This window comes from Evansella vedderi (genome assembly GCF_030813435.1).
GTDB classification, from domain to species: domain Bacteria; phylum Bacillota; class Bacilli; order Bacillales; family Salisediminibacteriaceae; genus Evansella; species Evansella vedderi.
In genome coordinates this window covers 22,413-45,520 of the sequence record NZ_JAUSUG010000011.1, presented here as the reverse complement: position 1 = coordinate 45,520, position 23,108 = coordinate 22,413, and the positions used below count along the sequence as shown (strand labels likewise).

Annotated in this window: 27 protein-coding genes; 19 read left to right on the top strand and 8 right to left on the bottom strand. The window is 34.3% G+C overall.

Features of this window, described 5'->3' with window-relative positions; genetic code table 11:
* Positions 1-420: 420 nt before the first annotated feature.
* Both J2S74_RS14065 and J2S74_RS14060 read left to right on the top strand, forming a co-directional pair.
* Positions 421-990 carry a hypothetical protein gene (locus J2S74_RS14065; RefSeq protein WP_307326435.1) on the top strand — a complete coding sequence of 190 codons (570 nt, stop codon included), beginning with the start codon at positions 421-423 and terminating at the stop codon, positions 988-990.
* Entirely contained in the window at positions 938-1,567 is a 630-nt protein-coding gene (locus tag J2S74_RS14060) for a hypothetical protein (RefSeq protein ID WP_307326434.1), read from the top strand. The genes J2S74_RS14065 and J2S74_RS14060 overlap by 53 nt, the downstream gene beginning before the upstream one ends.
* A gap of 167 nt (positions 1,568-1,734) precedes the next feature.
* On the opposite strand, the gene J2S74_RS14055 is transcribed toward J2S74_RS14060, so the two are convergent.
* The 6 genes from J2S74_RS14055 to J2S74_RS14030 form a co-directional block, all read right to left on the bottom strand.
* Positions 1,735-1,932, bottom strand: a complete 198-nt coding sequence (locus J2S74_RS14055) for a hypothetical protein (RefSeq protein ID WP_307326433.1) — start codon at positions 1,930-1,932, stop codon at positions 1,735-1,737.
* A gap of 38 nt (positions 1,933-1,970) precedes the next feature.
* A complete protein-coding gene (locus J2S74_RS14050; RefSeq protein ID WP_307326432.1) occupies positions 1,971-3,515 on the bottom strand; it encodes a DNA cytosine methyltransferase in 1,545 nt (514 codons plus the stop codon).
* A gap of 134 nt (positions 3,516-3,649) precedes the next feature.
* Complete coding sequence (locus J2S74_RS14045; protein ID WP_307326431.1) at positions 3,650-3,820, bottom strand: hypothetical protein; 171 nt, start codon at positions 3,818-3,820, stop codon at positions 3,650-3,652.
* A 31-nt stretch (positions 3,821-3,851) separates the two neighbouring features.
* The gene (locus J2S74_RS14040) at positions 3,852-4,103 is read right to left on the bottom strand and encodes a hypothetical protein (protein WP_307326430.1); all 252 of its coding nucleotides are present in this window, start codon (positions 4,101-4,103) and stop codon (positions 3,852-3,854) included.
* A gap of 373 nt (positions 4,104-4,476) precedes the next feature.
* The gene (locus J2S74_RS14035; RefSeq protein ID WP_307326429.1) at positions 4,477-5,337 is read right to left on the bottom strand and encodes an ATP-dependent DNA ligase; all 861 of its coding nucleotides are present in this window, start codon (positions 5,335-5,337) and stop codon (positions 4,477-4,479) included.
* 221 nt (positions 5,338-5,558) lie between these two features.
* Positions 5,559-6,899: a hypothetical protein gene (locus J2S74_RS14030; RefSeq protein WP_307326428.1), complete on the bottom strand. Its 1,341-nt coding sequence runs from the start codon at positions 6,897-6,899 to the stop codon at positions 5,559-5,561.
* Positions 6,900-8,181: 1,282 nt separating this feature from the next.
* Between J2S74_RS14030 and J2S74_RS14025 the strand changes: the two genes are divergently transcribed.
* Together J2S74_RS14025 and J2S74_RS14020 are read left to right on the top strand one after the other, a co-directional pair.
* On the top strand, positions 8,182-8,601 hold the full coding sequence (locus J2S74_RS14025; protein ID WP_307326427.1) for a hypothetical protein: 420 nt from the start codon (positions 8,182-8,184) through the stop codon (positions 8,599-8,601).
* The gene (locus tag J2S74_RS14020; RefSeq protein WP_307326426.1) at positions 8,582-10,024 is read left to right on the top strand and encodes an FtsZ/tubulin family protein; all 1,443 of its coding nucleotides are present in this window, start codon (positions 8,582-8,584) and stop codon (positions 10,022-10,024) included. Before J2S74_RS14025 ends, J2S74_RS14020 begins: the two co-directional genes overlap by 20 nt.
* A 264-nt stretch (positions 10,025-10,288) precedes the next feature.
* Here J2S74_RS14020 and J2S74_RS14015 read toward each other — a convergent pair whose 3' ends face one another.
* On the bottom strand, positions 10,289-10,534 hold the full coding sequence (locus J2S74_RS14015; RefSeq protein ID WP_307326425.1) for a hypothetical protein: 246 nt from the start codon (positions 10,532-10,534) through the stop codon (positions 10,289-10,291).
* Between the two features lie 16 nt (positions 10,535-10,550).
* On the bottom strand, positions 10,551-10,703 hold the full coding sequence (locus J2S74_RS14010; protein ID WP_307326424.1) for a hypothetical protein: 153 nt from the start codon (positions 10,701-10,703) through the stop codon (positions 10,551-10,553).
* A 707-nt stretch (positions 10,704-11,410) separates the two neighbouring features.
* Here J2S74_RS14010 and J2S74_RS14005 point away from each other — a divergent pair.
* The 15 genes from J2S74_RS14005 to J2S74_RS13935 all read left to right on the top strand — a co-directional run bounded on the left by J2S74_RS14005 (position 11,411) and on the right by J2S74_RS13935 (position 23,059).
* The gene (locus J2S74_RS14005; protein WP_307326423.1) at positions 11,411-12,508 is read left to right on the top strand and encodes a hypothetical protein; all 1,098 of its coding nucleotides are present in this window, start codon (positions 11,411-11,413) and stop codon (positions 12,506-12,508) included.
* Positions 12,509-12,696: 188 nt separating this feature from the next.
* Positions 12,697-12,900 (top strand): helix-turn-helix domain-containing protein, encoded by a 204-nt coding sequence (locus tag J2S74_RS14000; protein ID WP_307326422.1) that lies wholly within the window; start codon positions 12,697-12,699, stop codon positions 12,898-12,900.
* A 1-nt stretch (position 12,901) separates the two neighbouring features.
* Entirely contained in the window at positions 12,902-14,425 is a 1,524-nt protein-coding gene (locus J2S74_RS13995) for a CpaE/TadZ family protein (RefSeq protein WP_307326421.1), read from the top strand.
* Positions 14,425-15,156 carry a hypothetical protein gene (locus tag J2S74_RS13990; RefSeq protein WP_307326420.1) on the top strand — a complete coding sequence of 244 codons (732 nt, stop codon included), beginning with the start codon at positions 14,425-14,427 and terminating at the stop codon, positions 15,154-15,156. The genes J2S74_RS13995 and J2S74_RS13990 overlap by 1 nt, the downstream gene beginning before the upstream one ends.
* Positions 15,157-15,172: 16 nt before the next feature.
* Positions 15,173-16,339, top strand: coding sequence for a P-loop NTPase family protein (locus J2S74_RS13985; RefSeq protein ID WP_307326419.1), 1,167 nt, complete (start codon positions 15,173-15,175; stop codon positions 16,337-16,339).
* A 15-nt stretch (positions 16,340-16,354) separates the two neighbouring features.
* A complete protein-coding gene (locus J2S74_RS13980) occupies positions 16,355-17,824 on the top strand; it encodes an ATPase, T2SS/T4P/T4SS family (RefSeq protein WP_307326418.1) in 1,470 nt (489 codons plus the stop codon).
* Positions 17,824-18,804 carry a hypothetical protein gene (locus J2S74_RS13975; protein ID WP_307326417.1) on the top strand — a complete coding sequence of 327 codons (981 nt, stop codon included), beginning with the start codon at positions 17,824-17,826 and terminating at the stop codon, positions 18,802-18,804. The genes J2S74_RS13980 and J2S74_RS13975 overlap by 1 nt, the downstream gene beginning before the upstream one ends.
* 21 nt (positions 18,805-18,825) lie before the next feature.
* A complete protein-coding gene (locus J2S74_RS13970) occupies positions 18,826-19,731 on the top strand; it encodes a hypothetical protein (RefSeq protein WP_307326416.1) in 906 nt (301 codons plus the stop codon).
* A 26-nt stretch (positions 19,732-19,757) separates the two neighbouring features.
* A complete protein-coding gene (locus tag J2S74_RS13965; RefSeq protein WP_307326415.1) occupies positions 19,758-19,892 on the top strand; it encodes a hypothetical protein in 135 nt (44 codons plus the stop codon).
* Between the two features lie 20 nt (positions 19,893-19,912).
* On the top strand, positions 19,913-20,077 hold the full coding sequence (locus tag J2S74_RS13960; RefSeq protein ID WP_307326414.1) for a hypothetical protein: 165 nt from the start codon (positions 19,913-19,915) through the stop codon (positions 20,075-20,077).
* Between the two features lie 84 nt (positions 20,078-20,161).
* Positions 20,162-20,329 (top strand): hypothetical protein, encoded by a 168-nt coding sequence (locus tag J2S74_RS13955; protein WP_307326413.1) that lies wholly within the window; start codon positions 20,162-20,164, stop codon positions 20,327-20,329.
* A gap of 78 nt (positions 20,330-20,407) precedes the next feature.
* Complete coding sequence (locus J2S74_RS13950) at positions 20,408-20,575, top strand: hypothetical protein (RefSeq protein WP_307326412.1); 168 nt, start codon at positions 20,408-20,410, stop codon at positions 20,573-20,575.
* 100 nt (positions 20,576-20,675) lie between these two features.
* Complete coding sequence (locus J2S74_RS13945) at positions 20,676-21,056, top strand: hypothetical protein (protein ID WP_307326411.1); 381 nt, start codon at positions 20,676-20,678, stop codon at positions 21,054-21,056.
* Positions 21,057-21,074: 18 nt separating this feature from the next.
* Complete coding sequence (locus J2S74_RS13940; protein WP_307326410.1) at positions 21,075-21,581, top strand: hypothetical protein; 507 nt, start codon at positions 21,075-21,077, stop codon at positions 21,579-21,581.
* Between the two features lie 368 nt (positions 21,582-21,949).
* Entirely contained in the window at positions 21,950-23,059 is a 1,110-nt protein-coding gene (locus J2S74_RS13935) for a hypothetical protein (RefSeq protein WP_307326409.1), read from the top strand.
* Positions 23,060-23,108 lie beyond the last annotated feature (49 nt).

Here is a 23,108-nt window from a genome sequence, read left to right as displayed (position 1 = left end):
AGTTAAAAAGAGAGAGGCCCGGTGCTTCCGTGGCTTTAAATATTTAGCTTTATTTGTTGCTCCTTGTGTCCCATTATATAAAAACAGTTTAAAATGGGCAAGTTCTATTATTGTTTTTTATAGTCATTTAATTACTTTTTTACGAGTTTAGCTCCGGTTCGCTTGCCTGATTTCTTTAATGCTTCAGCAAACTTTCGAGCTGTATCTTTATCTAGTTTACCCATCTTTAACCCCTCCGTTCAGTTAATTAAATGGTTATTTCCATTATGGACAGATAAATTAGATTTTAAACAATTGAAAAACGCTTGTTCTACTCCCCTCACTCATCACATAGATATCTATTAGTGGATATGTGACTAAGTGGACCTGAGATAACTTCAAAATTACCGCTTCGATACAAAAAAAGAGGAGGAGTAATAGATGAACTTAAATCCAATGTTCAACGAGATTAAACGTCAAAAGAAATCTAAACCTACGCCTAAGACTAAACCTACACCTACACAAACACCATCTAATAAACTAACAACACCCAAAAAAGAATTACCTCTTTCTCAAAAACGTCCAGTTAAAAGCAACAGGAAAACAAGGTGGGATAAAACAAAAGACATAAAAATCCCACTAACAGAGCAGCAGAGAATGGATTTAAGAAAACACTTTAAACGCTACCAAATGCTAAACCGTACAACGAGTCAAACGGTATTTAATACACAACTGTTTCGTTTTGCTTTAAGGAATATCGATAGTGGCATAGTGAAATGGGACTTGCCTTACAAAGATACAAAAAGGTATGCCCATATCAAACCAAATATGGTGGAATCAAACCTCGTAGGCGGTATAAATGGATATGCAATAGAGAAAGGATTATCAGAAAGACAAACCGTTCACCGCATGGTCATTTCTGTATTGGAGTTTCTTAACAAAGGTGGGGAATTAGAAGATGAAGAAGTTCAGCCAATTACACCTACTACAACAACGCATGTATCACAATAAACAGGGATGGAAGAAAACGTTCAAGCATTTATTAAAATTAGACTATTGTTTCTTAATGATTAAACTTCCCCAAATTGAAGTGTTAAGAGGAGAAGTTCTTTTAGATGATGTGAAGCGGATTGGTGAGTTAGAGGATGATTTTAACCTCGATGTTGGTTTATTGATTGGTATTTTATATGAGCAATTTTTGGATCAGATAAGATGTGAACGGGATCTTGAAGTATTTGCTAAATACTTAATCAGGCGGGTAGATGAAATTAAATATGAACCTCAAGAAGAAAAAACGCTGGTTCAAACAGGACCGAATGAATGGTCCCTTGCGACTCCCAAAAGAGTACCAAAGAAAAAGAAACATGAAATGACTTATATTCAAGTACGTATAAAAGAGTCGTTTGTCTATCGGGGAGAAGTGATGCTATACGATATGGATGAATTACTAGGAGGAGATGAAATAAACTTCAGAATAGAAGAAGTGATTCAAGTGTTATACCTTGATTTCATGAACAACATTAAGAAGGGGCAAACAAAGGAAACGTTGTTATCAGTTCTTAATAGTTTTGCGAACCGAGAAGATTAGGTTATTAAGTAGGACTTTCATAAAACTAAGCTATTAAGTACTGTTTTACTTAATTACCCTTCCATTGAGGTGTAATTTGTTGTGGGGATTTTTAATGTAAAAAAGACCTCATATTTAAATGAGGTCAATTGTACTTTTCTTAGTAAATTTCTTATTTCCACTCTACATTAGTCTAACTTGATAAAATTTAAAATAACTAATGTCTTATTCGGAAGTTTCAAGTCTTCCTCGATTTTTCTACTAATTGTGTTAATGTCATCCATTCCTTTAATTTCCTTATCGTAATAAGTTTCGATATTTCCAAAACCAGTGCTATTCTGATTTAGGAAAGTATAAGAGATAAAATATTTATTGTATCCTTTCACTAAGCTCTCTCCTTCTTATTTGAGTTATTGGTATTTTTCTAGCTCATTGCCGGTTGAAGTTTAGATCGAGTACGAATGTTAAACTTCAAGAGGGCATTTTTAATTTCTTTAGCAATAGCTTTAGCCAACCGTACTGGAACTGGGTTCGCCAATTGCTGTTGCATTGAATTTAGCTTCCCTTCAAACACAAAATCATCAGATACATCATTTAAGCGAGCACACTCCCTTATCGACAAACTCCTATTTAAGTCAGGGTGTGTAATATTCGCTTTTCTTGGGTTTACAATTGTGATGGATGGTTTATTAGGATCCAGCCTTTTGTAAAAATCAGAGTGCTTCCCTTTAGGCCTGATATTTTCGGGGATGTCGAAAACATTTCCACCTTGCGGGACATAGCTCATTCTTTCAATGGTCGATGGTCTTGGGATAGAAAAATCAAGTTGATTCGGAATACCATTATGCAATCCTTCGAAAGCTTGAGCAACAGTCTGATATTCTTCTGGTGAATGTGTTGGTTTAGGAAGGTCTATTTTTCCGATTTTACTTCCGATGAAAAACGCTCTCTTTCTGAGTTGTGGACTTCCAAAGTCAGCAGCGTTAAGGACACCTGAAGTAATTTCAAAGTCACTTAATTGTTCATAAATTTCACGCTTAAATTGTCCATCGCCAGTGGTTAAGATTTGTGGCACGTTTTCTAAAACAAATACTTTGAGATTGTCATTGGCCTGAATACGTTTTATATACTCGTAGACCAAAAGGTTGTCGGGATTATCTAAGTAATTGGTCCGACGATTTGCATTAGAAAATCCTTGGCACTTCGTTCCTCCTATATAGACAGGGGCTTGAGGGATAGGTTTTGGGTACGTTGTGATATCAGCGCATACAACATGATTACCTAAATTTCTTTGGTAGGTGCTTGCTGCATCTTCATCAATCTCAAGGGCGAATACCACATCAAAACCACTCTCTATAAATCCGACATCAAGGCAACCTGCGCCTGAAAAAAGACTAGCCACTTGAAGCGGGACATGAATATCTTTAAGTTTATCCCCTATGAATGTGGTGTTATTTTGTGACTCAGATTCAATACCAAAGTCTAGAGATAATTGATGATGAACAACGTCGTGTCCGACTGCTTTGCTTAACTCGTCTTTAGATAAGACTATTTCAGATTTCTTTCTGACATTTAGTATATCGTTAATACTGACAACATTAGATTGTTTGGTGGAGCGTTTTAAAGTATTTTTTGCTTTGGATGAAAGTCTTTCCCCTACTTGCTCATAACCTTGAACAATTACTTTGTCATCGAAAATCTCAACTTGTAGGTAGTCGCTTCCTTCGAATACGGACAGGGCTTTTTTATCCCGTATGTCAATGACAGGCTTAACTCCGTCCTTGAGTTTACGTTTAGAAACAAGATTACCCGAATCATCATCCGACGATAGAATGATAATCTGTTTATTCTCCATATCCATGACATATTTATAACGTGTTGATGGTTGGAAAATAGTATCTTGAAGCTGACGATCCTGAAGGTAAATACCCCTCTCTGACACTTTGGCCTTTCTCTTCTTAATCAACATAAGAACATTTCTCCCTTCTTTCCTGTGTTCAAAGCATAAAAAAACGCACTTGTAAAAAGTAATGGTTGTTGAATGCTCTCCCATCACTTAAACAAGTGCGTTCCGCATGTTAAATGCTGTTACTAAGTAAAAAACTACTCGTTTTTTTGATCTGTTCCATGAAATAATTCGAATCCGTCAGGGGCATATTGCTCATAAAACAAATCAAGAATAACTCCTTCTTGTTCTTGACTATAAGCAACATGTGTAACAGATTCACCAGTCTGATGATTGTAAAAATCATAAACTTTCTTGAATGAACTCATGAAATAACACTCCTTTAAAAAGTGATTTACTTTACTCACAATCTCCTTCAAATTCCACATCTTCAACCATGTCATCTAATTCATCAAGGTTGATATTTAACCTAATGGCGATTTTTTTAAGAGTCCTGATCTCCGCTTCACATAACAAATGTAATGGGTTAGTCTTATCTTTTGGTTGTTCAAGATAAGCCATGGCTATTTGTTCAGCTAAAACCCTTTTGATGGCAGCAACGTTTAAGGTTGCGTCATCTGGATGGAGATTAGATAAATCAGTAGCACTCATGAAACATCTCTCCTTTTAAAAAAAGTAAATTTGGTGTCTTTGAGGCACAAAAAAATCACACATCAAACAAGTGCTGTTTTCATAGAAAAACAGAATGTCTACATGATTTGTAGATTAGTCACTTGTTTCAAGTGTGATTAAAATTAAATTTCCTGTTCGCGTGAACGGGAATGATATAAGGCAAATTAAGTAAATTAAATATACTGGTAGTATAGCATAAAGAAAGAATTCAGCCAATAAAAAATGGGACCAGCAAAGGAATATTAGTAAGAGGAACTAACACACCGATTTTGGTCCATGTACAGCGAGAAGATAGATAAAGATTCTGTTATTAGAAGGTCGACATATAGTAGATTATTTATTCGTGAGAAGTTTAAAGTACGAATTCTAGAAAGATTGGTGTTCGTAACATCTGCCCAGGTACAGTATTGCGGTGTTTAATCTTAGCGCGGATAACGGGCTCTATAATAACCTTATCTTTGTATTCTTTTACAATCAATTGTTTTGCTGTGGAATAGAATGCTTTTTTCTCTTCGGGAGATGGCCCGAACTCTATTGTTCCTACAGGTCGGAATTTATCCCCCTCTTTTTGCGATATAAACCAACCAAACTCTTTATTTCTGAAACCTGAAATATAAATGTCGCTGTCGTTATAATTCCACGCAATGTTCTTGAACCATGCAGTCTTGGTCCTCTTATTTACTTCGTATTTTGAGTCTATCCTCTTGGCTACACATCCTTCCATATTTTTAGATTGAACGGCTTTAAAGAGGTCCTCTCCTCTCTCTAATACAAAAGACATTCTCTTAACATGTGGTGTTTCCTTAATATGGCGCTTAAGTAAGTCTTTCCTTTCAAGGAGCGGTAGTGGAGTTAAGTCGCGGTGATCGAACATCAGGAGGTCGAACAATACAGCTTGGCATTTAATCGAATTCTGATTGAAGTGATACTTATATGGATTAGAGTGGAATCGGCTCATAACTAAATTGAATTGGTCCATTCCATTGTCGTTCAAAGCGATAAGTTCCCCATCTGCTACAAAGTCATAATCGCATATAGGGGTTAAAAGCTCTTTAAACTTTTCTGTTACATTTGTTCCGTGTCGAGTATATAAAGTGATTTCGCCATTGATTTGGACCACGATTAAGCGAAAACCATCAAACTTAGGCTCATACAAATATTCAGGGTGAGTAAAGGGTTCTTTTTCGGTCATCAGCATAGGTGAGATAAACATATAAACACCACTCCTTAAATCAATAATAACAAATAAATGTGGTGTTGAATGAAGGTAAGTTTTGGTTAGAGAGCGTAAAATTTTATTAAATTATAAATGGGTAAGCATGGGTAATGAGATAATTAACTTAGATAATGCAATAACCATGAACAGCAAAGCTAAGGATATACTATCAATGGATTGATGGTTTATATCACAAAAAGAAAAGCATAGACTAAGGTCTACACTTTGGCCTGGTTGGGGACTTTTATTAAAAGTGGGTTTCCGTGTTTCAGTCTATTCCCATTAACATCAGTCCATATAGGATTGCGTTCATCTTGAATATTAACAAAAATAGACGATTTAAGGTACTTTATATAGTCTCCATTGTCATCAAAAGCATTAAGAAAGGATAAATCCACTGTGTTATCTAGGGTGTGGTAGAAAACAGGGATGACTTCCTCCACAAAGTTTAATTCTTCTATTTCTGGTCTTGAATTTGATCGTAACCATTTATTGAATTCAACAACTCTTTCAATGCTTCTTGTTTCGTAGGTGTTCAGCCTTTGGTAAAGGAATATATGGTGCTTATCCTGTTCTGAATGGGTGATGGAGAACATGGCATCGTCCCATTTAAGGTCTAGATCGGCACTGGCAAATTTGAAAGGCTCCCCTGTTGATGCGTATTTTATGTAGTTTTTGGATTCGAGATAATATTTAAGAATACGAGTTGATAAGATTGCTCGCTCATTAACTTCGAGTGATGCTTCTTGAATTACTATATCTTTAAGGTCTTTCATCATCCCGTATAAAAGGTTAACTTTAGTGGACCACTCTTTCATGGTATTTGAGAAAGGCTCGGAAATATTTTGCCAACGTGTGACGTAACCACTAAGGCGTACTTTGTTTTCCCGGAGGAAGATGATACCTTCTGGTAAGGGACGATTATTATCAACAAGGTGTTTGAAATATGAGTCATAATTAACAAATTTAGTTTGAAGTTTGTTTCCTCGTTCTTCACCTGTATCAAATTCTAAGAAGTAATTTTTTCGAACGACAACTGTTTTCCCTTTAGGGTTTTGTGTTGTTATGGTGAGAAGAAGTTCGCCATCGGGCCGAAATCTTTTTATGTTAGTTTTTGTACCGATTAAGTCGGTGTTAGTATCTTCATACTTAGCAGCCGCATAACGATTATCCCTCATTTGAATTTGTACATTCCCTAATCGTTGTTTTAAAAACTCATCCTCATTTAATTCTTTTTCTATTTCAGATAACAAGTAGTAAGTATCAATTAAGAGAGTGTGGTGTTCGAACCTATCTTTTGGAGGGAAGTAGTTTTCATATTTAAAATAACCATGATCGTCGCCATATCCACTACCAGTTTGGTTTTTCTCGATATCGTTCTTTTCTTGCCACTTTATTAAACCCTCTTCTGTTAAATAGTAAATGTGTTGTTTGTTATTACTTAGCTTTTCATTTTGTATCCAACCTTTCTTCCTGAGTTTACCTAATAACGTATTACAGTTATTTCTGAATTGCTCTATTTGTTTTTCTCTTTTAGCTTTAGCTTCACCATCAACCATTCGTATGTATTTCTCTTTCCATAAAGCGGGGAATTCATCAGGTTTTAAGAGTGTCATAACCTGCTCAACTGTTACACCTCTTAACGTAAATATGTGGCTAATAATCTTCTCTTCGGTCCTATTAATCTTCTTGATAAGTGTCTTAGACATATAGAAACTATACCCCCTTAAATTAAGTAAAAATGACCCTAATTTAGTCACGGTTATAAAAATAGCGAGAAACTATAATACAAAGATATAGTATAAATCCTGTTAAATCAACTGTTTGGAACTATATTTTTTAAATACTTATTTTAAATACTTTTGTTAAATAGTTAGGGCATTACCTATTTAAAGTAACTATTTATATTAACTATTTACCAAAACTATTTAAATTTTTAAGGGTTACATACTGTTACAATCTGTTATATAAATAATTGTGGTTACAGGTATGATTAGATGTTGTTTTTGGAGTGGTCTCGATGAATAGTTACGACTATTTTTATATAGCTTTAAGTATCAAATACGGAGAATTGATAACCTCCCCCTCTCTGCTAATTAACGTGTATTTGATGGACTTCAGGAAAAGTGGATCTGACTTATTTTGAAAAAGGGAGGTTTCTTGCATTAGGGGGGAGTAGTTAGCTTAGCCAAAGCTGTTCTGGTAGCTTAAGTGACCCTATATTAAGAAAAAGTTATTTATCCAGTTGATATTAAAGAAATGTTGGAATGTGTATTAGCAGTTTGATAGGTTTGTGATGATCTCTATCCAAAAATTAGGGTTTGTAAAGGTAATATCGCTAAGTATTCCATACATGAATATTTAGCAATTTATCAATAATGACCTCTTCATAGTCTTTATGTCATTTTATTATATGGTACTTAGTATGGTTTCTTGCTTAGTATCTTGGAGGAGGTATGATATCGGTTATTATAAATATTACCTTAAGTACCAATAGGTGAACGTAGTATCTGAAATAGTATCTATAATGTGATAGAGTTCGATTTTAATTATTAAAAACGTAAGATTAAGGCTTATAAATGGTGCAAGAAATTATTTTTTTATTATTTTTCATCTAAAACAGTCTACCTTTAAGGAAATGTTATAAAAAAACATTTTAAAAATAATCACAGTTCCTTATACAGATACTAGATATAGATACCATTATAAATTATTGATAAATAAGCGAAATATACCACTTGCAAAATTTGCTAACAAGATTTAATATAAATAGTAACTCAACTAGATACGCTATAGAGAACAGTTATAGTAACTATGAAGATTGGGGGTGTTTTTTATCTAATGGATTATGAACTACATATTAAGTACAAAGATGTTAATCTCACACCTGAATTGAGAAAGATGTTCGCTGATGTTGTTAATTCAGATACAACTCTGAAAAAGACCTTATTTACAATTGGTCAACACACACTAAAAAAAGAAGATCATTTTGGAATCACCATTAAAGAAATAACTGAACGAGTAGTTCTCGAAAGACGAAAAATGATTGGGAAAAGTAAGAAGTATGAGATCGTCAAAACTAACATTGATAGAAAATCTGCTGAACGAACTGTGGATCGCTTGCTATCGATGGGGCTTTGTTATTATCGTTCTGTCCCCCCTTCGAAAGTAATTAACATAACTACAAGAGGTAAAGAGGTTTTAGCTGAATTAAAAAAACTGTTAAAGGGAGAGGATATAGATGTTAAAGGTGGCGAATAAACCTTCGATCAATATGACGATTGTTGGATTCGGTCAAGCAGGAACTCGTATGGCAGATAAATTTGCAGAAGTGAAGTACACAGACGGGACTCCTGTATATAATTGTTTAGCCTTAAATTCAAATGATGGAGATTTGCTGGAGTTGCAGCATGTACCTCGTGAGAATAGAGTTTCTCTCAATTTAGGTGGATTAGGTAAAAATCCTGAACATGCGATGACTATCTTGGAAGAAAACGAGGAAGCTAAAACAAAGTTAAAAAGTTTTATTACAGATAGAATCAGACCGGAAGATGACCTTGTTCTTTTCTTTGCAGGTCTTGGTGGAGGAACTGGAACGAGTACAATCGTGAAATCTATTAACGAGTTTTATGATTTTCACAACAAACCATTGATCGCAGAAGAATTAAAGAAAATTCAGCGTTCGGTTGATAGTTCTGATTTCAAGACTAACCTTAACAAATATAAGAAATTAGCCTTTAAAAAAGCTCAACTGAAATTTGTTAAAATTGGTGTTGTCGCAACGTTACCTGTCCGTTCTGATGGTCCAGATGTTCTTAGACAAGTAAATACTTTTGCTAACGAGATTTGGAAGATTGCACAAAATCCAACTAAAGGCGTGGCATTTGTTTTATTTGCTGATAATCAATATTTATACGATAAATGGAGCGAACTTGGTGCTAAAAGTAAGTTTGAAAACTACAGAGATTATGCAAACAGTGAGATTTTTAACCAAATTCACGAAATTAACATCGGTACTAATAGCGGTGGTACTTCAGTAACCTTTGACCCTAAAGATTTCAGAAGAATCATCATGGAAGGAACGGGTATGCTTGTTATAGGAAAAGATAGCAAAAAAATGGACGAGATTCAAAGTGGCCATGATATTAAGGATATGTTTATCGATGCTGTAAATGAGTCTACTGTTCACGATAAAATCAAAATTGAAGAGAAAGATGAAGAAACTGGTGAAACTGTTTATGCGAAAGTTCATCATGTCGGTTTACTCGCTTCGATAAGCGATCGATTAAGCAACATAGGAAGTTCCTTTTTAGACACTGCAAAAAATGAGATTACGGACATTTTACCGTTAAGTGGGACTGTGTTCTCTGGATACATTATTGGGAGAAATAACTTTAATGCAACGGTTTATACTTTTTACAAAACTGACGCTTTACCTACCCGTCTTTCAAAGGGGCTTGTCAAGGAATATGAGGAATTCCAATTAAAAAAACGTAAAATAACTTATAAAAAAGACAGTATTGAACAAATAGCTGCTACTAATGATGAATTTGATGACTTAGATATCGATTTAGATGATCTCGGAATAGAGATTGAAGAAACGGAGTCAGACACAAATAATGATGATGAAATTAACATTGATGATTTAGATTTAGATGACATCGACATTGATAAACTGGATTAGAAAACACCCCCCTCTCCTACTGCTTTAGGAGAGGGGATGTTTAATAAAAAAGGTGTTATCAATTGATATACGGCATTATTTTTAAATGCTATATATCTAAAAACTCCTTCGTTGAATATTCCTCTAGTTCTTCAACTTTATTTAAAACCTCCTGATATAAATCATCGGGGATTTTATTTTTAAGAGATGATAAATCATTGTAAATATGCAATTTTTCCTCTTTTATTAAAGTTTTCCTGAACTTATCATCCACAGAACGCTTAGTTATTTTACCGTCACGACAAAAAACCAGTTTCCTCCATGTGGCGTATGAACAATAAGTTTCCCCTTAACAGTTAGGTGTACTTTGTAATAATTGTATTCCCAAATTTCCCTATAATCAGGAAGGTCAGAATCCATGTTTTTTATATTATCCATATCTTGTTTGATTTCTTTTTCAGCCAATTTTTTTGAAGTTACCACAAGTTCTTTGTTTTCATCTTTAAATGTATGCTCTTGATAACCTAACAATTATCTCCGCTTTGATTCAATAAAAAGTTTTAAAGCATTTGGGATAACAGACGATAGTTTTTTCTTTATCACCGCTTAATGAAATTCCTAAGTTAAATAGTTCTAGGTGTTCAGGTTTTATGTAAATCTGCTTTCTCCCTGCTTTTATCGTTTCTTGGTATTCATCCATTCTATTTCCCCTCCCCTAAAAGGGATATACACAAAGGGGATGTAAATAGCAATGGTATAAGCTGTGCCTGTTTATAAAACATCTCCTCATCTTTTTGAGAAAAATATCCCTCTAGAAATGGTTGAGTTTTTACGGTTTTATTATAATCATTCTATTGCTTATCGACTCCCATCGTGTGTTTATTTGGTTAACTTTATTATTTGTAATTACCCATGCTCACTCCATGATTAGTTTGCGTCCAGCTACTTTATATTAGTTGTTATTCATTTATAAGTTATTTTGCTTTATATAAAGCATTCTAATGATTTAAATTGTTATAGGGGTAAATTTTCGAAAATTCTTACATAGGTAATTACCCATGCTTGCCAATGAAAAGATTATATTGAGTTATGTCAAATTTAACAACACCCAACTAGAACAAATAATAGTATATGACAAACAATGACAAACTTTAAAAAACCAAACAAAAACTACTAATGATAATGAATTTCCTTTGTCAAATTTGCTATAACCAATGATGACCTAAGAATTATAATGTGGAGGATATTCCAAATTGTAATTTACCAATGACGAATCAGTATCATAAAATTTCAATCAAATTTAAGTTTAAAATCACCAAACGTAGCCAATTTAGAAGGAAATTCGATTATTTTGTAGAATGTTTATTTAAACATGTGTTATGTTTTGTTTAAAGGAGAGGGATGTTCATGAGAGAAGAAAAAGACAGCCAGCTAATAGAGATAGAGGGAGCGAAAAATGATTCTTCTGCGCCTTTCGTCGATGAAAAGGAAGAGAGGAAGAGGGAGTTAGAGGAAAAATTTAAAAACGATCCCCTTTATCCATCAGTCGAAAAAGAGCATGACATCATTTCTGACGATATTTTGGTACTGGACCCTAAAAAGTTATATTCAACTAAAGATGTCGTAAATATATTGAATAAATACGATTACTTATACGACCCAATAAAGGGAGAATCGTTTATCAATGAAAACAGAATACGCTGGTGGTTAAATGAAAAAGAAGCTGATAATCTAATATTTTATTTCAACTTAGAGAAACCTGGTAGAGCATGGGTGTGGAATGTTGATAGTATAGTCAAAGCTAAAATAGTTGCCATATTGCGATTTGTTAAAAATCACCAACAAAAGATAATAAAATATAATGCAAGTGGTGTAGTGCCCAATACACCATCAATAACAGAATCCAATATCTTTGATTTAATGGAAAAAGGCAATCTCAATAACATTCATGATCCATCTATGATGAAGGATATGTTCATTGCATCGATGATGAAAGTAAACGATATGTTCCAAGGCATGGAGGAAAGGTATAAAGATTTACATGGTGCTTATGAGTCATTAAAAGAAGAAAATGGAGATTTAAAAGAGCAACTCAAACTAATCGAGAGTGGAGTGGAAAATTCCACTGAACAAATTGAAACAACTAAAGAAATGGTGAAGGGATTAAGTGAATCATCATCAGAAGCTATCAAAAAACATGATGAAGAATTGGCTGCATATATAAAGGACTATAAGGATACGAAACAAACATTAGAGAAAACTCAAGAAAGGCTAGAACAGTTAAGTAAATCATCAGAAGAAACTATCAAAAAACGTGATGAAGAGTTCCTTAGCAAATTAAACGAGATAAAAATAAGGGGAGAATTGAGAAAAGAAGCTTTAGAAGAATGGGATAAACAAAGTCTGTTCAAACGGATTAAATCAAAAGAAGGGGATAAAGAAAAGTTTATATATGACTATATAGATCAACACATTAAAAGTTACATTGATAAAATAGAAGATTAATTTTTTAAAATATGGGTTTGACAATCAAATAGACTTCATGTAACATTTACATTGTAGTAAGTTTAAATAAACTATTAAATAAATTGAATATATTATATGCGAAGCACGCATTAATCCTATTTTTAAACCCTTGGGATTAGTGTGTGCTTTTTTCGTTATTTAAGTATAAGGAGAGGAGCGGTTTACGATTGATACTGAAACCACATGAAAAATTCAAGTTGTATAGAGAAAGGAAAGGACTAACTCAAGAAGGAATGGGCCTTAAACTAGGTTGCTCTCAAATGCAAATCAGTCGTATTGAGAGAGGGAAACAAAAACCTAATGATTATCAGCTTGAAATAATCGAAAAAGAATTTGGTACTTCTATATGGACGATGAAGGAGAAGGTTTAAAATGGTAGTCGAAAAACAGCCTAAAAAAATAATAATCGCCATTCCTAATTCAAAGTTTGCAGAAGGGTTAAAAAAGCACTTTGAAAGGAAAAACTTTAAAGTTATTGAGATTGTAGTTGTATTAGAACATTTGATGGAAACGTTAGAAATGTTAGAAGAAGAGGGAGAGTCCGTTGACGGTCTACTTATATCTAGTGATATAGCCAAAAAGATGAATAATAAAAGGCTAGAGCTTTTCTCTGACACTCTTTTAACTTTGAGAGAAAAATATAGTCACATGAGCATCGTCGTCTTATCTAATGAAGGAAAAGGGCATCCTGTGTTAGCTGAAATAGTAAGTATGGGCATCTATAACATTTTTGTTAAAAGTGAGAGATCAACGCTTGATGTTCAAGGTGTCATCAGTGCATTTGACACACCTGTACCTTTTTCGGAAGTTAGTCATTATCGTGAATTTGATCGTTCGATCCAATGGAGAACAATAGAAACACAAAGAGCTAATAGGCTTGATTTTCCAAAGAAAATAGAAAATAAACGTATCGAAGAAGATGGTGACAATAATTCAGATAAACAGACCATTTATGAGAAAAAAATTATCAATAAGCAGGTTGTTAAGAAAGAGTTTAAATTTAATATCACTAATCAAGGTGAAAAAGTAGTTGGTGTACCAATAGAAGCTAAGATTATATTAATTGGTAGTTTCATGCCACGTTCAGGAACATCGTTTGTTGCACATAACTTAACTAAATACATCTCTGATTTAGGTGTTGGAGTTAGTTATATTGAGAATCCATTCCAAAAAGCTTACACATATGATTTATTTATCGGTCACGAAAAAGCACCAGCCTACATAAGCAAATTTTATTATTATACGGAGGGTTCGTCTGATAAACATTCCGATAAAACAACTAAATGGAAAGAAGGCAATATTAACTGGGTAGTAAAAAATCCAACACTAGAGCCTGATTACACAGAAAGTGATATAGATGATGATGACATGTTTAAGTTGCTTCTATCTCTAAGAAGTACACCGATTATCATATTTGATGTTGGTGAAGATTGGGGGAAAGAGATTTACCAGTCTTTGTATGACATTGCTGATGAAGTATTCTTGATCGTGCAACCAGATATACCGAATATCCAATATTACTTAGATTCCCAAAAGCCACATCATGAGTTTTTGAGAAAGATAGATAAATCTGAGAAGGTTACTTGGATAGGGAATCAAGTCACTAAGAGAATGTTGAAAACAGATGTAATGAAGGAGTTATCTGAGTATATGATTGATGTTCCTTCCTTTAACTCTGAATATACGTATCAAAGTCAGTTTGAAGGGATATCTGTATTCGATAATAATGATTGCAAAAAAGTCATTGAAGATAGTTATTATCCTATTATCCAAAAAATACTTCCACATGAGTTTTTGAAGAAACGTAAAAAAGGATTTTTCGAAAAGTTATTTAACAAAAAGTCGATATCTGTAACTAGCTCTAATGCTCAAAATGAAGGAGAGATTAAATCATAATGAAACCATATTTAAAAATAACCCTCGGCATACTCATGGCAGCTGTAGTTATCGGGTTTATTGTTTTTTGGGACTTATATCTTAAAGACGGTATTACATCAGAAGAAGTCGTTATTGTCAGACCTCATGTTCAGATAGAAGCAAAAGAGGCAATTCAAAGGGAACATTTGATGATTGAAAGTAGACATAGAAGCTCTCTTGTAGATGGCGCAGTCTTAGCAGACCAAATTGATGAAATCGTAGGATATGATGCTGCGGTGCTATTGGTAGGAAACTCCATCTTATCTACAAGTCATATTGATTTTGATGATATTGTTCCTAATCCAGAGGAAGGGGAAGCTATTCGCCCGATTCCAGATGAATGGGTTTATGCGAAGCCTGGTTCACTTAGAAGAAAAGATCGTATTGATATTTATGTGATACAAGCAATAGACACTCATAACATAAATTTCCAAGAAGAAATGGCAAGAGCATCAAGAGAAATAGCAGATGACGAACATCAGAGATCGGATGATGTAAAGTTACAAATTGAACCAATCTTAACAAATATTCCTGTCATATATGCAAAAGATTCATCAAACAGAGAAGTTGTCGGTCAAACAAGAGGTGACTCACGATTGGATGCAAGTGGTCGGATTTCTGATCTTGAAGTTAACTTGAATAGGGAAGAATTTAAAATTTTAATGGACCATATCAATAAAGGTTACAAGTTGTATATCACTTATAACTAACTAGGAGTGAAATTAAATGAACATAGCTGTAATTTCTCAAAATGAAGAACTGAAACATCAATTAGAGAACGATAATCAGTTTGAAGGCGTGTTACATCACCGTGATTTAAAAGAGGAAATGCATGTCGATGTTTTATTGATAACTGGAGATACCGTAGACCATAGAGACCTTAACGATGTAAGGAAGCTATACCCGAAGCAATCTATAATTTACAAAATGGAAGATGTGCAAAATGAAGCGAGTATGAGAAACATCAAAATGGTATGCGAAGCTCATAACATCATACCGATTGCTGAGAATTATACTAGTGATCAAGTTTGTAAAGAAGTGTATAAATACATTTTTGAACAAAATTCTCAATCCTCACCAAGATTAGTTGGATTCTTTGGGACTCATAGCGGAGCGGGGGTATCAACAACGACATTAAACACTGCTCATCGATTAGCGATGAAAACAAATGCGAAGGTGTTAGTTCTTTCTCTTAATCCGTGGGACCCATCCGATTATTTTTTGCAATATCGAGGGAAATATTTAAATGACCTCAAGGTTGCATTAAAGACTAACAACTTCTCAGATGAAACTCTATTAGACGCTGTTTATCAATATGAAGATAGTTTTTATCATTTAGCGGGAAACAGGGACATCAAAATGCAAAGGTACTATAACACGGATGAAATAGCAAAGTTAATTGAAGTGGCCAAAAATTGTTTTGACATCATCTTAATCGATGCTGGTACACATTTCGATAACGCATGTTACGCACAGAGTTACGTTAATTCAGATCTTAAATTCTTGGTGACAACTCAAGATGAAAAAGGGTATAGAGGATATTTTCCTTACATTTTACAACAACTCATAGAGCCTATAGGTGGTTCACCAGATGAATTCATGTTAATAGCCAATAGGTTCACAAATGATATTTCATTGGTTAATCAAAAAGACATTCAAGAGGAACTGGAGATGACGTTGTTGACTACAATACCTGACCAAGAAGTGTTAGGGAACGTAGCCATAGCACAAAAAAATATGTTGTATGAAGTAGCTGAAAGTCACTATAAGCAATCTATAGAAACAATCGTTGATTCAATCATTTCTAGAGCAGATTTAGAGGTTAAGGAAGAAGAGAAGGAAGAAGAAAAGAAAGGTTTTTTTGGATTATTTTCTAAGAAAAAAGCTATCTAATAAGGAGGGTATCGCATGGCTAAACCTGTAGAAGAGCTTTTAAACATGAAGGAGCTTCCTTATGACCCGTCCAAGTGGTTGAGTGAAGAAAGTGCAAAAAAAGGGATTAAAAGAACAGAGAAAATCACTCCTTTCGCTAAAAAGAAAAAATTTAGAGAAATATGCAGAATTGTTGAAGAAGCATTAAAAGATGAAATAAATACCACTAAAGATGATGATTCTAACCAATGGCTTGATAGACAACATGCTGCGATCGTTGGGGAAGAGGGAGCTATAAAGTATTTCATTAGTAAGATTGAGGAAGTTTTGAGGGCTAGAAATATTACTTCTGTCGATTATCCTACCTTCTTTGATTCATTGTCTGAGGCTATATTTCACGAAGTATGGGGCATGAGTGTCCTTGTTAAGTGGGACAAACTGTATCCTGATAGTGAAGCGGCAGTTATTAGAGGACAACAGTTATGGATTGATGTAAACGGTAAGTTCGTCAAGCAAGAGGAAGAGTTCGAGTCCCAACACAAAGTAGATAAGATAAAGGAAAACTTTAAGATAAGACAGGAAAACGCAGTATTGAACAAAACGACTCCAGAATTAGAAATAGAGAGGGAAGATGGTTCAAGGATAACGATGGTAATCCCTCCAAGAGCTAAGGATGATTATATCGTTATACGTCGTTTTATTGTTAAAAGCTTTACTTTAGAAAACCAAGCGAATTTAAACACTATTCTTCATAAGGATATACCGATATTTCGAGCTTTAGCAAAAACATTACCAAATACAATGGTGTGTGGCCGGGTAAGGTCTGCTAAATCAACGTTCATGAAAACGATGATAGCAGAAAGGGATTCTAGTTTAGTTATTGCTTGTCTAGAAAAACATTTTGAATTAGCGTTGAAACGCCATTTGCCTGAAAGGTTAATTTTTGAATTTCAAGTATCAGAAGGGGACTTGCATGAAGCGATTCCGAGGTTATTGAGAATGGAACATGACATGCTTATTGTTGGTGAGTGTCGTTCATCCGAATTTGAAGCTGCTATGATGGCATGCGAAAGAGGTGAGCGGGGCTTTATGACAACGTATCACTTAACAGATGTATTCAATATCGTCCCACAGGTGGCAAGACACTTATTGGATGAATTCCCAAATAGAACGCCTGAGTTGGAGATTGAGAGAGTAGCAAAGAACATCGATATCATTATTACGATGGGAACAGATCGAAATCGTAAAACAAAGAGAGTTTTAGGTGTTACAGAGGTAATGTGGGACCACGAGAAAAGAACGCATAAAGTACAAGACTTAATTCGCTACAGCAAAAGAACAAAAAGATATTATTATTCATCAGCTATTAGTCCTCGTCTATTTCATCTTCTAGCTGAAGAAAATGAAACAGAAGCCCAACAACTTCTTAATAATCTCAAGGAAAGAGAGAAAGAATCTCCGCTTAGTGATTTGAAGGAAACTATTGAGGAACTTGGTGATTACTGATGGATATTGTAATTGGATGGATATTAGAAAGCGGCATTAAGTATCTCTTATACTTCATTTTACTTTTCGTAACGATTGTAACGGTTAAGGAAATTATACAGGTCCCGATTAAAGGGAAGGTAGCACAATTAAAGCATAGGGCTAGACTTCGTAAAAAAAGAGCAAATGAAAAAATGAATGAAGCAAAAGTGAGGTCAGGGTTCTTCAGGCATTTACACCTTTTGCTCAGAACAACATCAGATGAAGATAAAGAAAATGATGTTTTCTCATTCATTTTTATATCAGCTTTACTATTTATCAGTACATTCGGTTTATTAACCTTTAATTTCGGTGATTTGGTATTAGCGTTATTTGTGGGAATTTTAGCAGGGGTTATCCCATATCTTATCCTCCAGGTTAGATTAAAAAATATGAGAAATTCAATCGGGAATGAATTGACTCCAGTAGTAGGTGAATTCACTCAACAATATAACGCGCATAATTACGATATGTACAGAACGTTGATGGAAGTATCAAAAGGTCTTAAACAGAAAACATTACGTCGTGTTTTTATTCGCTTAATATCAGACTTACAAACTGCTAGAAGCGATGAAGATCGTAGGTTGTCTATTGAAACCTTCATCTACACATGTGGTAATTCATGGGCGAAAAGACTTGGGAACATCATTCTTAAAGGTTATTACTATGATGAAAATGTCATGAACGCTTTATTAACTCTTAATAAGCAAATGGAAGAAACAGAAAAAATGCTAGAGGAAGAAAAAAGTTTCTCTTTTGATCCAGTGGTAAACGGTTTTGTAACAGTTCCAGTATTTGTTGCAGCTATCTTCCTAAGTAACTATGTTTCAGGTCCTCAAGATTGGTTCAATTTACAATTCAACCAATCATGGTCGTTATTAACATTCATATTGGCGTTATCACTAACGATAGTATCTGTGTTTATTTCTCTATTACTAAGAAATCCTAAAAATGATCTTTAAAGCTAAAGCGAGGTCTACTTTATGTTAGAACCAACAACTTTTTATAAAATATTACCTTATATCATATATACATTGGCGGTGGTCGGAGCTGTTACTTCAGGTTACTTGGTGTACTCTGGATTATCTACAAAAACCGAAAGGATACAAAGTAGGTTAAGGGTTAAACAGAAGTTCCGTGCTCAAAAAGACCAGTTTGTTGATACGTCAATGAATTCACCAACAGAAGAACTTTTAAAAGAAGCAGGATACCCGCTAAAATTAAATGCTGTGCGTTTCAACATACTTAGGTTAAGTCTGATAGCTTTGTTTGTTATCAACTACATCATTATTCCTTTAGTTTTCAAAGGAAGTTACTCGACATGGGCGGTAATAGGAGTGGTTGCAGCATGGTTTTTAACATCAGCCACATTCTCTTATTCGTTAGTCAGGTGGATTATTAGTAAAGTTATAGACTTTCGTGCAGCTAAGAGAAATGCGGAACTCTTTGTACTTTATGACCTTCTTATTTCGGAAATTGAAATGATGACTAACAACCGAGTAAACACCTACAATTTGATTCGAAACTTGTTCCCTTATTTTGAGGAGATAAGGAAACCGATACGAGATTTGTTATTGAATTGGAATGAAATTGGTCCAGCGAAAGCGATCGATATTTTTGTAGAAGATATAGGTACTAAGGAAGCATATACACTAGGTTCCGTACTGAAAACATTGGATCAGAACAAAAGGGAAACAGCGCTTGAAGGTTTGAGGTCAATGAACGATGTATTTGTTAAATCTCAAATAGAGAATTATAGGAGAAGAAGAAAGCTCTTTGTTGATTTAGGTTCAATCCCAATTAAAGGAGCGCACTTTTTCATCATCTTGAACTTCATAGCTGTTGTAGTGTATATGGTTATCATCATATTAGATGGAACAGCCCTTTAACGAAGACTAATTTGGAGGTGGTGATATTGAATCAAAGTCTAAGTACGTTTATGAAGGTGGCTCTAGTAGCAGTAGTAATAGTCGCCTTACTTTATAACCAATTGTTACCCTTAATCGAGGATATTGCTGATTCAGTAGCAGATTACATTGAAAGAAACTAATGCTTATTAATTTAAGGGGGGTGAGTGATATAACAACATCATTAAGTACTTTCATGAAGGTTGCTTTAACCGCAGTCATTATAGTCGCCTTGTTGTTTGGTGTAGCTTACTCGATGATAGAGGTTAAAACAGATGAATATGAAGGACATATCCGAGATTTACAACTTATTAATAACAATGAGTAATCGTTTTGAAAGATTATAAGGTTATAAACGAGGTTAAACCCTCTTTATATAAACAATAAATTATAAAAAGGAGTTGTATATTTAATGAATACGTCATTAGCACAGTTCATGAAGATTGCAGTAACAGCAATTGTGATTATAGCGTTGCTTTTCTCAGTAGGGTACAGCATGATCGATACGAAAACGTCAGAGTATGAAACAGAAGTTAGTAATCTTCCAATGCCTGAAACGTCAGGTTCAGAAAACCGTTAGGTAATTTAGGTACAACTTTAGTTATAGAAGGGACAAGTTCCCTTTTAAATAAAATTATAAAAAGGAGTTGCTTATTTAATGAATACGTCATTAGCACAATTTATGAAGATTGCAGTAACAGCAATCGTAATTATTGCTTTACTATTTTCAGTGGGTTATAGCATGATCGACACAAAAACATCAGAGTACGAAACAGAGGTTAATAACCTTCCAATGCCTGAAACATCAGGCTCAGAAAACCGTTAGGTGCATTACTTATTTTTGTGGTGTGGGGCGTTTTAACGCTCCCTCACCATGATAAGCAAAGCAACCAGTTTATAAACTTTAGGTAGTAAGGGGGTTAAGTATGAGTAGTACATTAGGAAAGTGGATGACAGCAATAATAGCCATTATTGTTATGTTTACACCAATTTTAGCCTATCTCGACTCTTTGCATAGAAATGCAGTTGATACTGTTTTATTAGAAGCAAGTAAGAAAGCAGCAATAGAAGGTCGTTTTACAGAGGAATTAAAAAGTGAAATGGTATCTGAGTTAGTTAATAGATACAACTTTAGTGAATCAGATATTGTTCTGGAACTCACTGAAGATTTAACTCCCCGTAATCAATATATAGAAGGTTCGATTGAAGTTCCGAGAGGACCCATATTTATCATCGATATATTTAATCAAGGTCCAAGTACAATTAAAAGAGATGTTCGCATTTTAAGTGAGTATGTAGGAAGTTAAAAGAAAGGATATTAAATTATGTCTACAGCTGTAAAAGGTATATTTCTGTGTGCGTTGTTCGCGGGTATCATGACACTACAATGGAATATTGAAACAGATTTAACCACCAACAGTTATATGAAAAACTATCTAGATATAGCTGTGCATGATGCTGCCCTTGCTTTAGATGATGAAGAACTTTCTAGGGGATATGTTGTGTTTGTTCAAGATGTTGCAGAGGAAAATTTCAGACAAAGTTTAATGTTCCACCTAAGATTAAATTATGACTTGTCACCATTAGAGGATTCGTTCTTTCAAGATCCCGTAGAAATAAAACTATTAGAGTTTTTTGATGATGCAACTATTGATCCTGAAACAGGTGAGCCTATTTCTTTCCCTTACGTCTATCACAACGAAGAATATCAAATAATTGATGTTTTACGGGGGCCGGGGGTTGTAGCTGTTATAGAAGTTCAATCTCCTAGATATTTTAGGGGTGAAGGTATGACAATTAGGAAGGCTTCAGTTTATGAATATGTTTTTTAAAGAAGGGTTATAGAATCGTTCCTTCTTAAAAGAATTGAAGGGTTCACTAAATATATTGGAAACATTTTTTGATTATGATATTATTATTTTATAAGAAATTTAAATAATGTTAATTATAATCATCCTCGGACACGCGTCAGAGGAGAATTTTCCAAAAAGCACTCAAGTAAGGGTGGACCAATCTACTAGTTTAGTAGACATTACCTTCAATTTTTTTTAGAGGGGTAAATGATTGGCAACTTACTTGGGTGCTTTTGTGTTTAAATAAACATTTAATCACTCGGAAAATTGCAGTTCCACATCTGTTATTTAATACTTATTAAGTAAGGAAAAACAATCACATTGAATTTGAGAGGAGAAATTTAGTGATGAAAAAATTATTTGGATTACTAATGTTTATAGCAGTATTATTTATGATTGCCCCAACAATAAATGCTAATAGTGGCATTGGGCAAATATTTGAGTATGAAGAAGATGGATATAAAACTTATTTTAAGTTAGAAGGCATGGAACGCGTTAATGGTGATGATCTTCATATTTACGGACAAGCTAGATATGAAGAAGATGAAGATTGGTTTATCGATGGACTGACACTTCTAGGTTACTTTCAGAAAGACTCTTATAGAGTTTTTAGCAGTACACCATTAGCAATTGTATTAGGTGATGCTGGTCATCTTCCCAAAACAGATGTAGAAAAACGTTCAGAGGAAGAAGAAAAGGAAGAAGAGTCACCTAGCAATCCGCCAAAAGAAGAGGAAGAACCACCAAATGATCCACCAAAAGAAGAGGAACCACCAAAAGAAGAACCACCTAGCGATTCTTCAGAGGATGAAGTGAAAGAAGAGCCTAAACAAGAACAACCTAAACAAGAACAACCTAAACAAGAACAACCTAAACAGGAAGAGTCTAAACAGGAACAGCCTGAAAGAAACAATCAGCGTCAAGTTGAAGAAGTTGAAGAACAACAAGAAGAAGTTGAACAAAAACAAAACGATGAAAACAGACAAGATGAATTTGACGAGCAGCTACTTGAAAACGCGAGAGGCGATTTGAAAGATGAAGATGAAGAAGTTGAGCGAAGCGGAGGCTTCTCTTCATTAGTTGTGGAAACGTTTGAAGATGATTTCCAAAAAATAGAATACATCGAATTACAAGAAGTTCTGATATTTATGCAGGTCGCATTTGATGGTACTAAAGAAGATATGGAAAATCTACTTGAGTACTATACAGATGAACAAATTGTTGAACTCTTTAACCTGTTTAATCATGAAAATCTAATAGAAATAGAACAAACTAGACAATTAGTTTCTATATTAGAGGAAGCTTACAATGATGTTGATGAAGATGTTAAAGAAAAAGTAGAACAACAACTCAAAGAAGTTGAAAATGAAGAGAAGTTAGAAGAAAACAGAGGTGTGGTGCAACGAATCTTTGATTTCTTTAAATCTATCGGTTCGTTCTTCACAAATTTATTTTAGTTATACCTACCCCTTTCATTTTTATGGAGGGGGTAGACCAAAGTTAAAT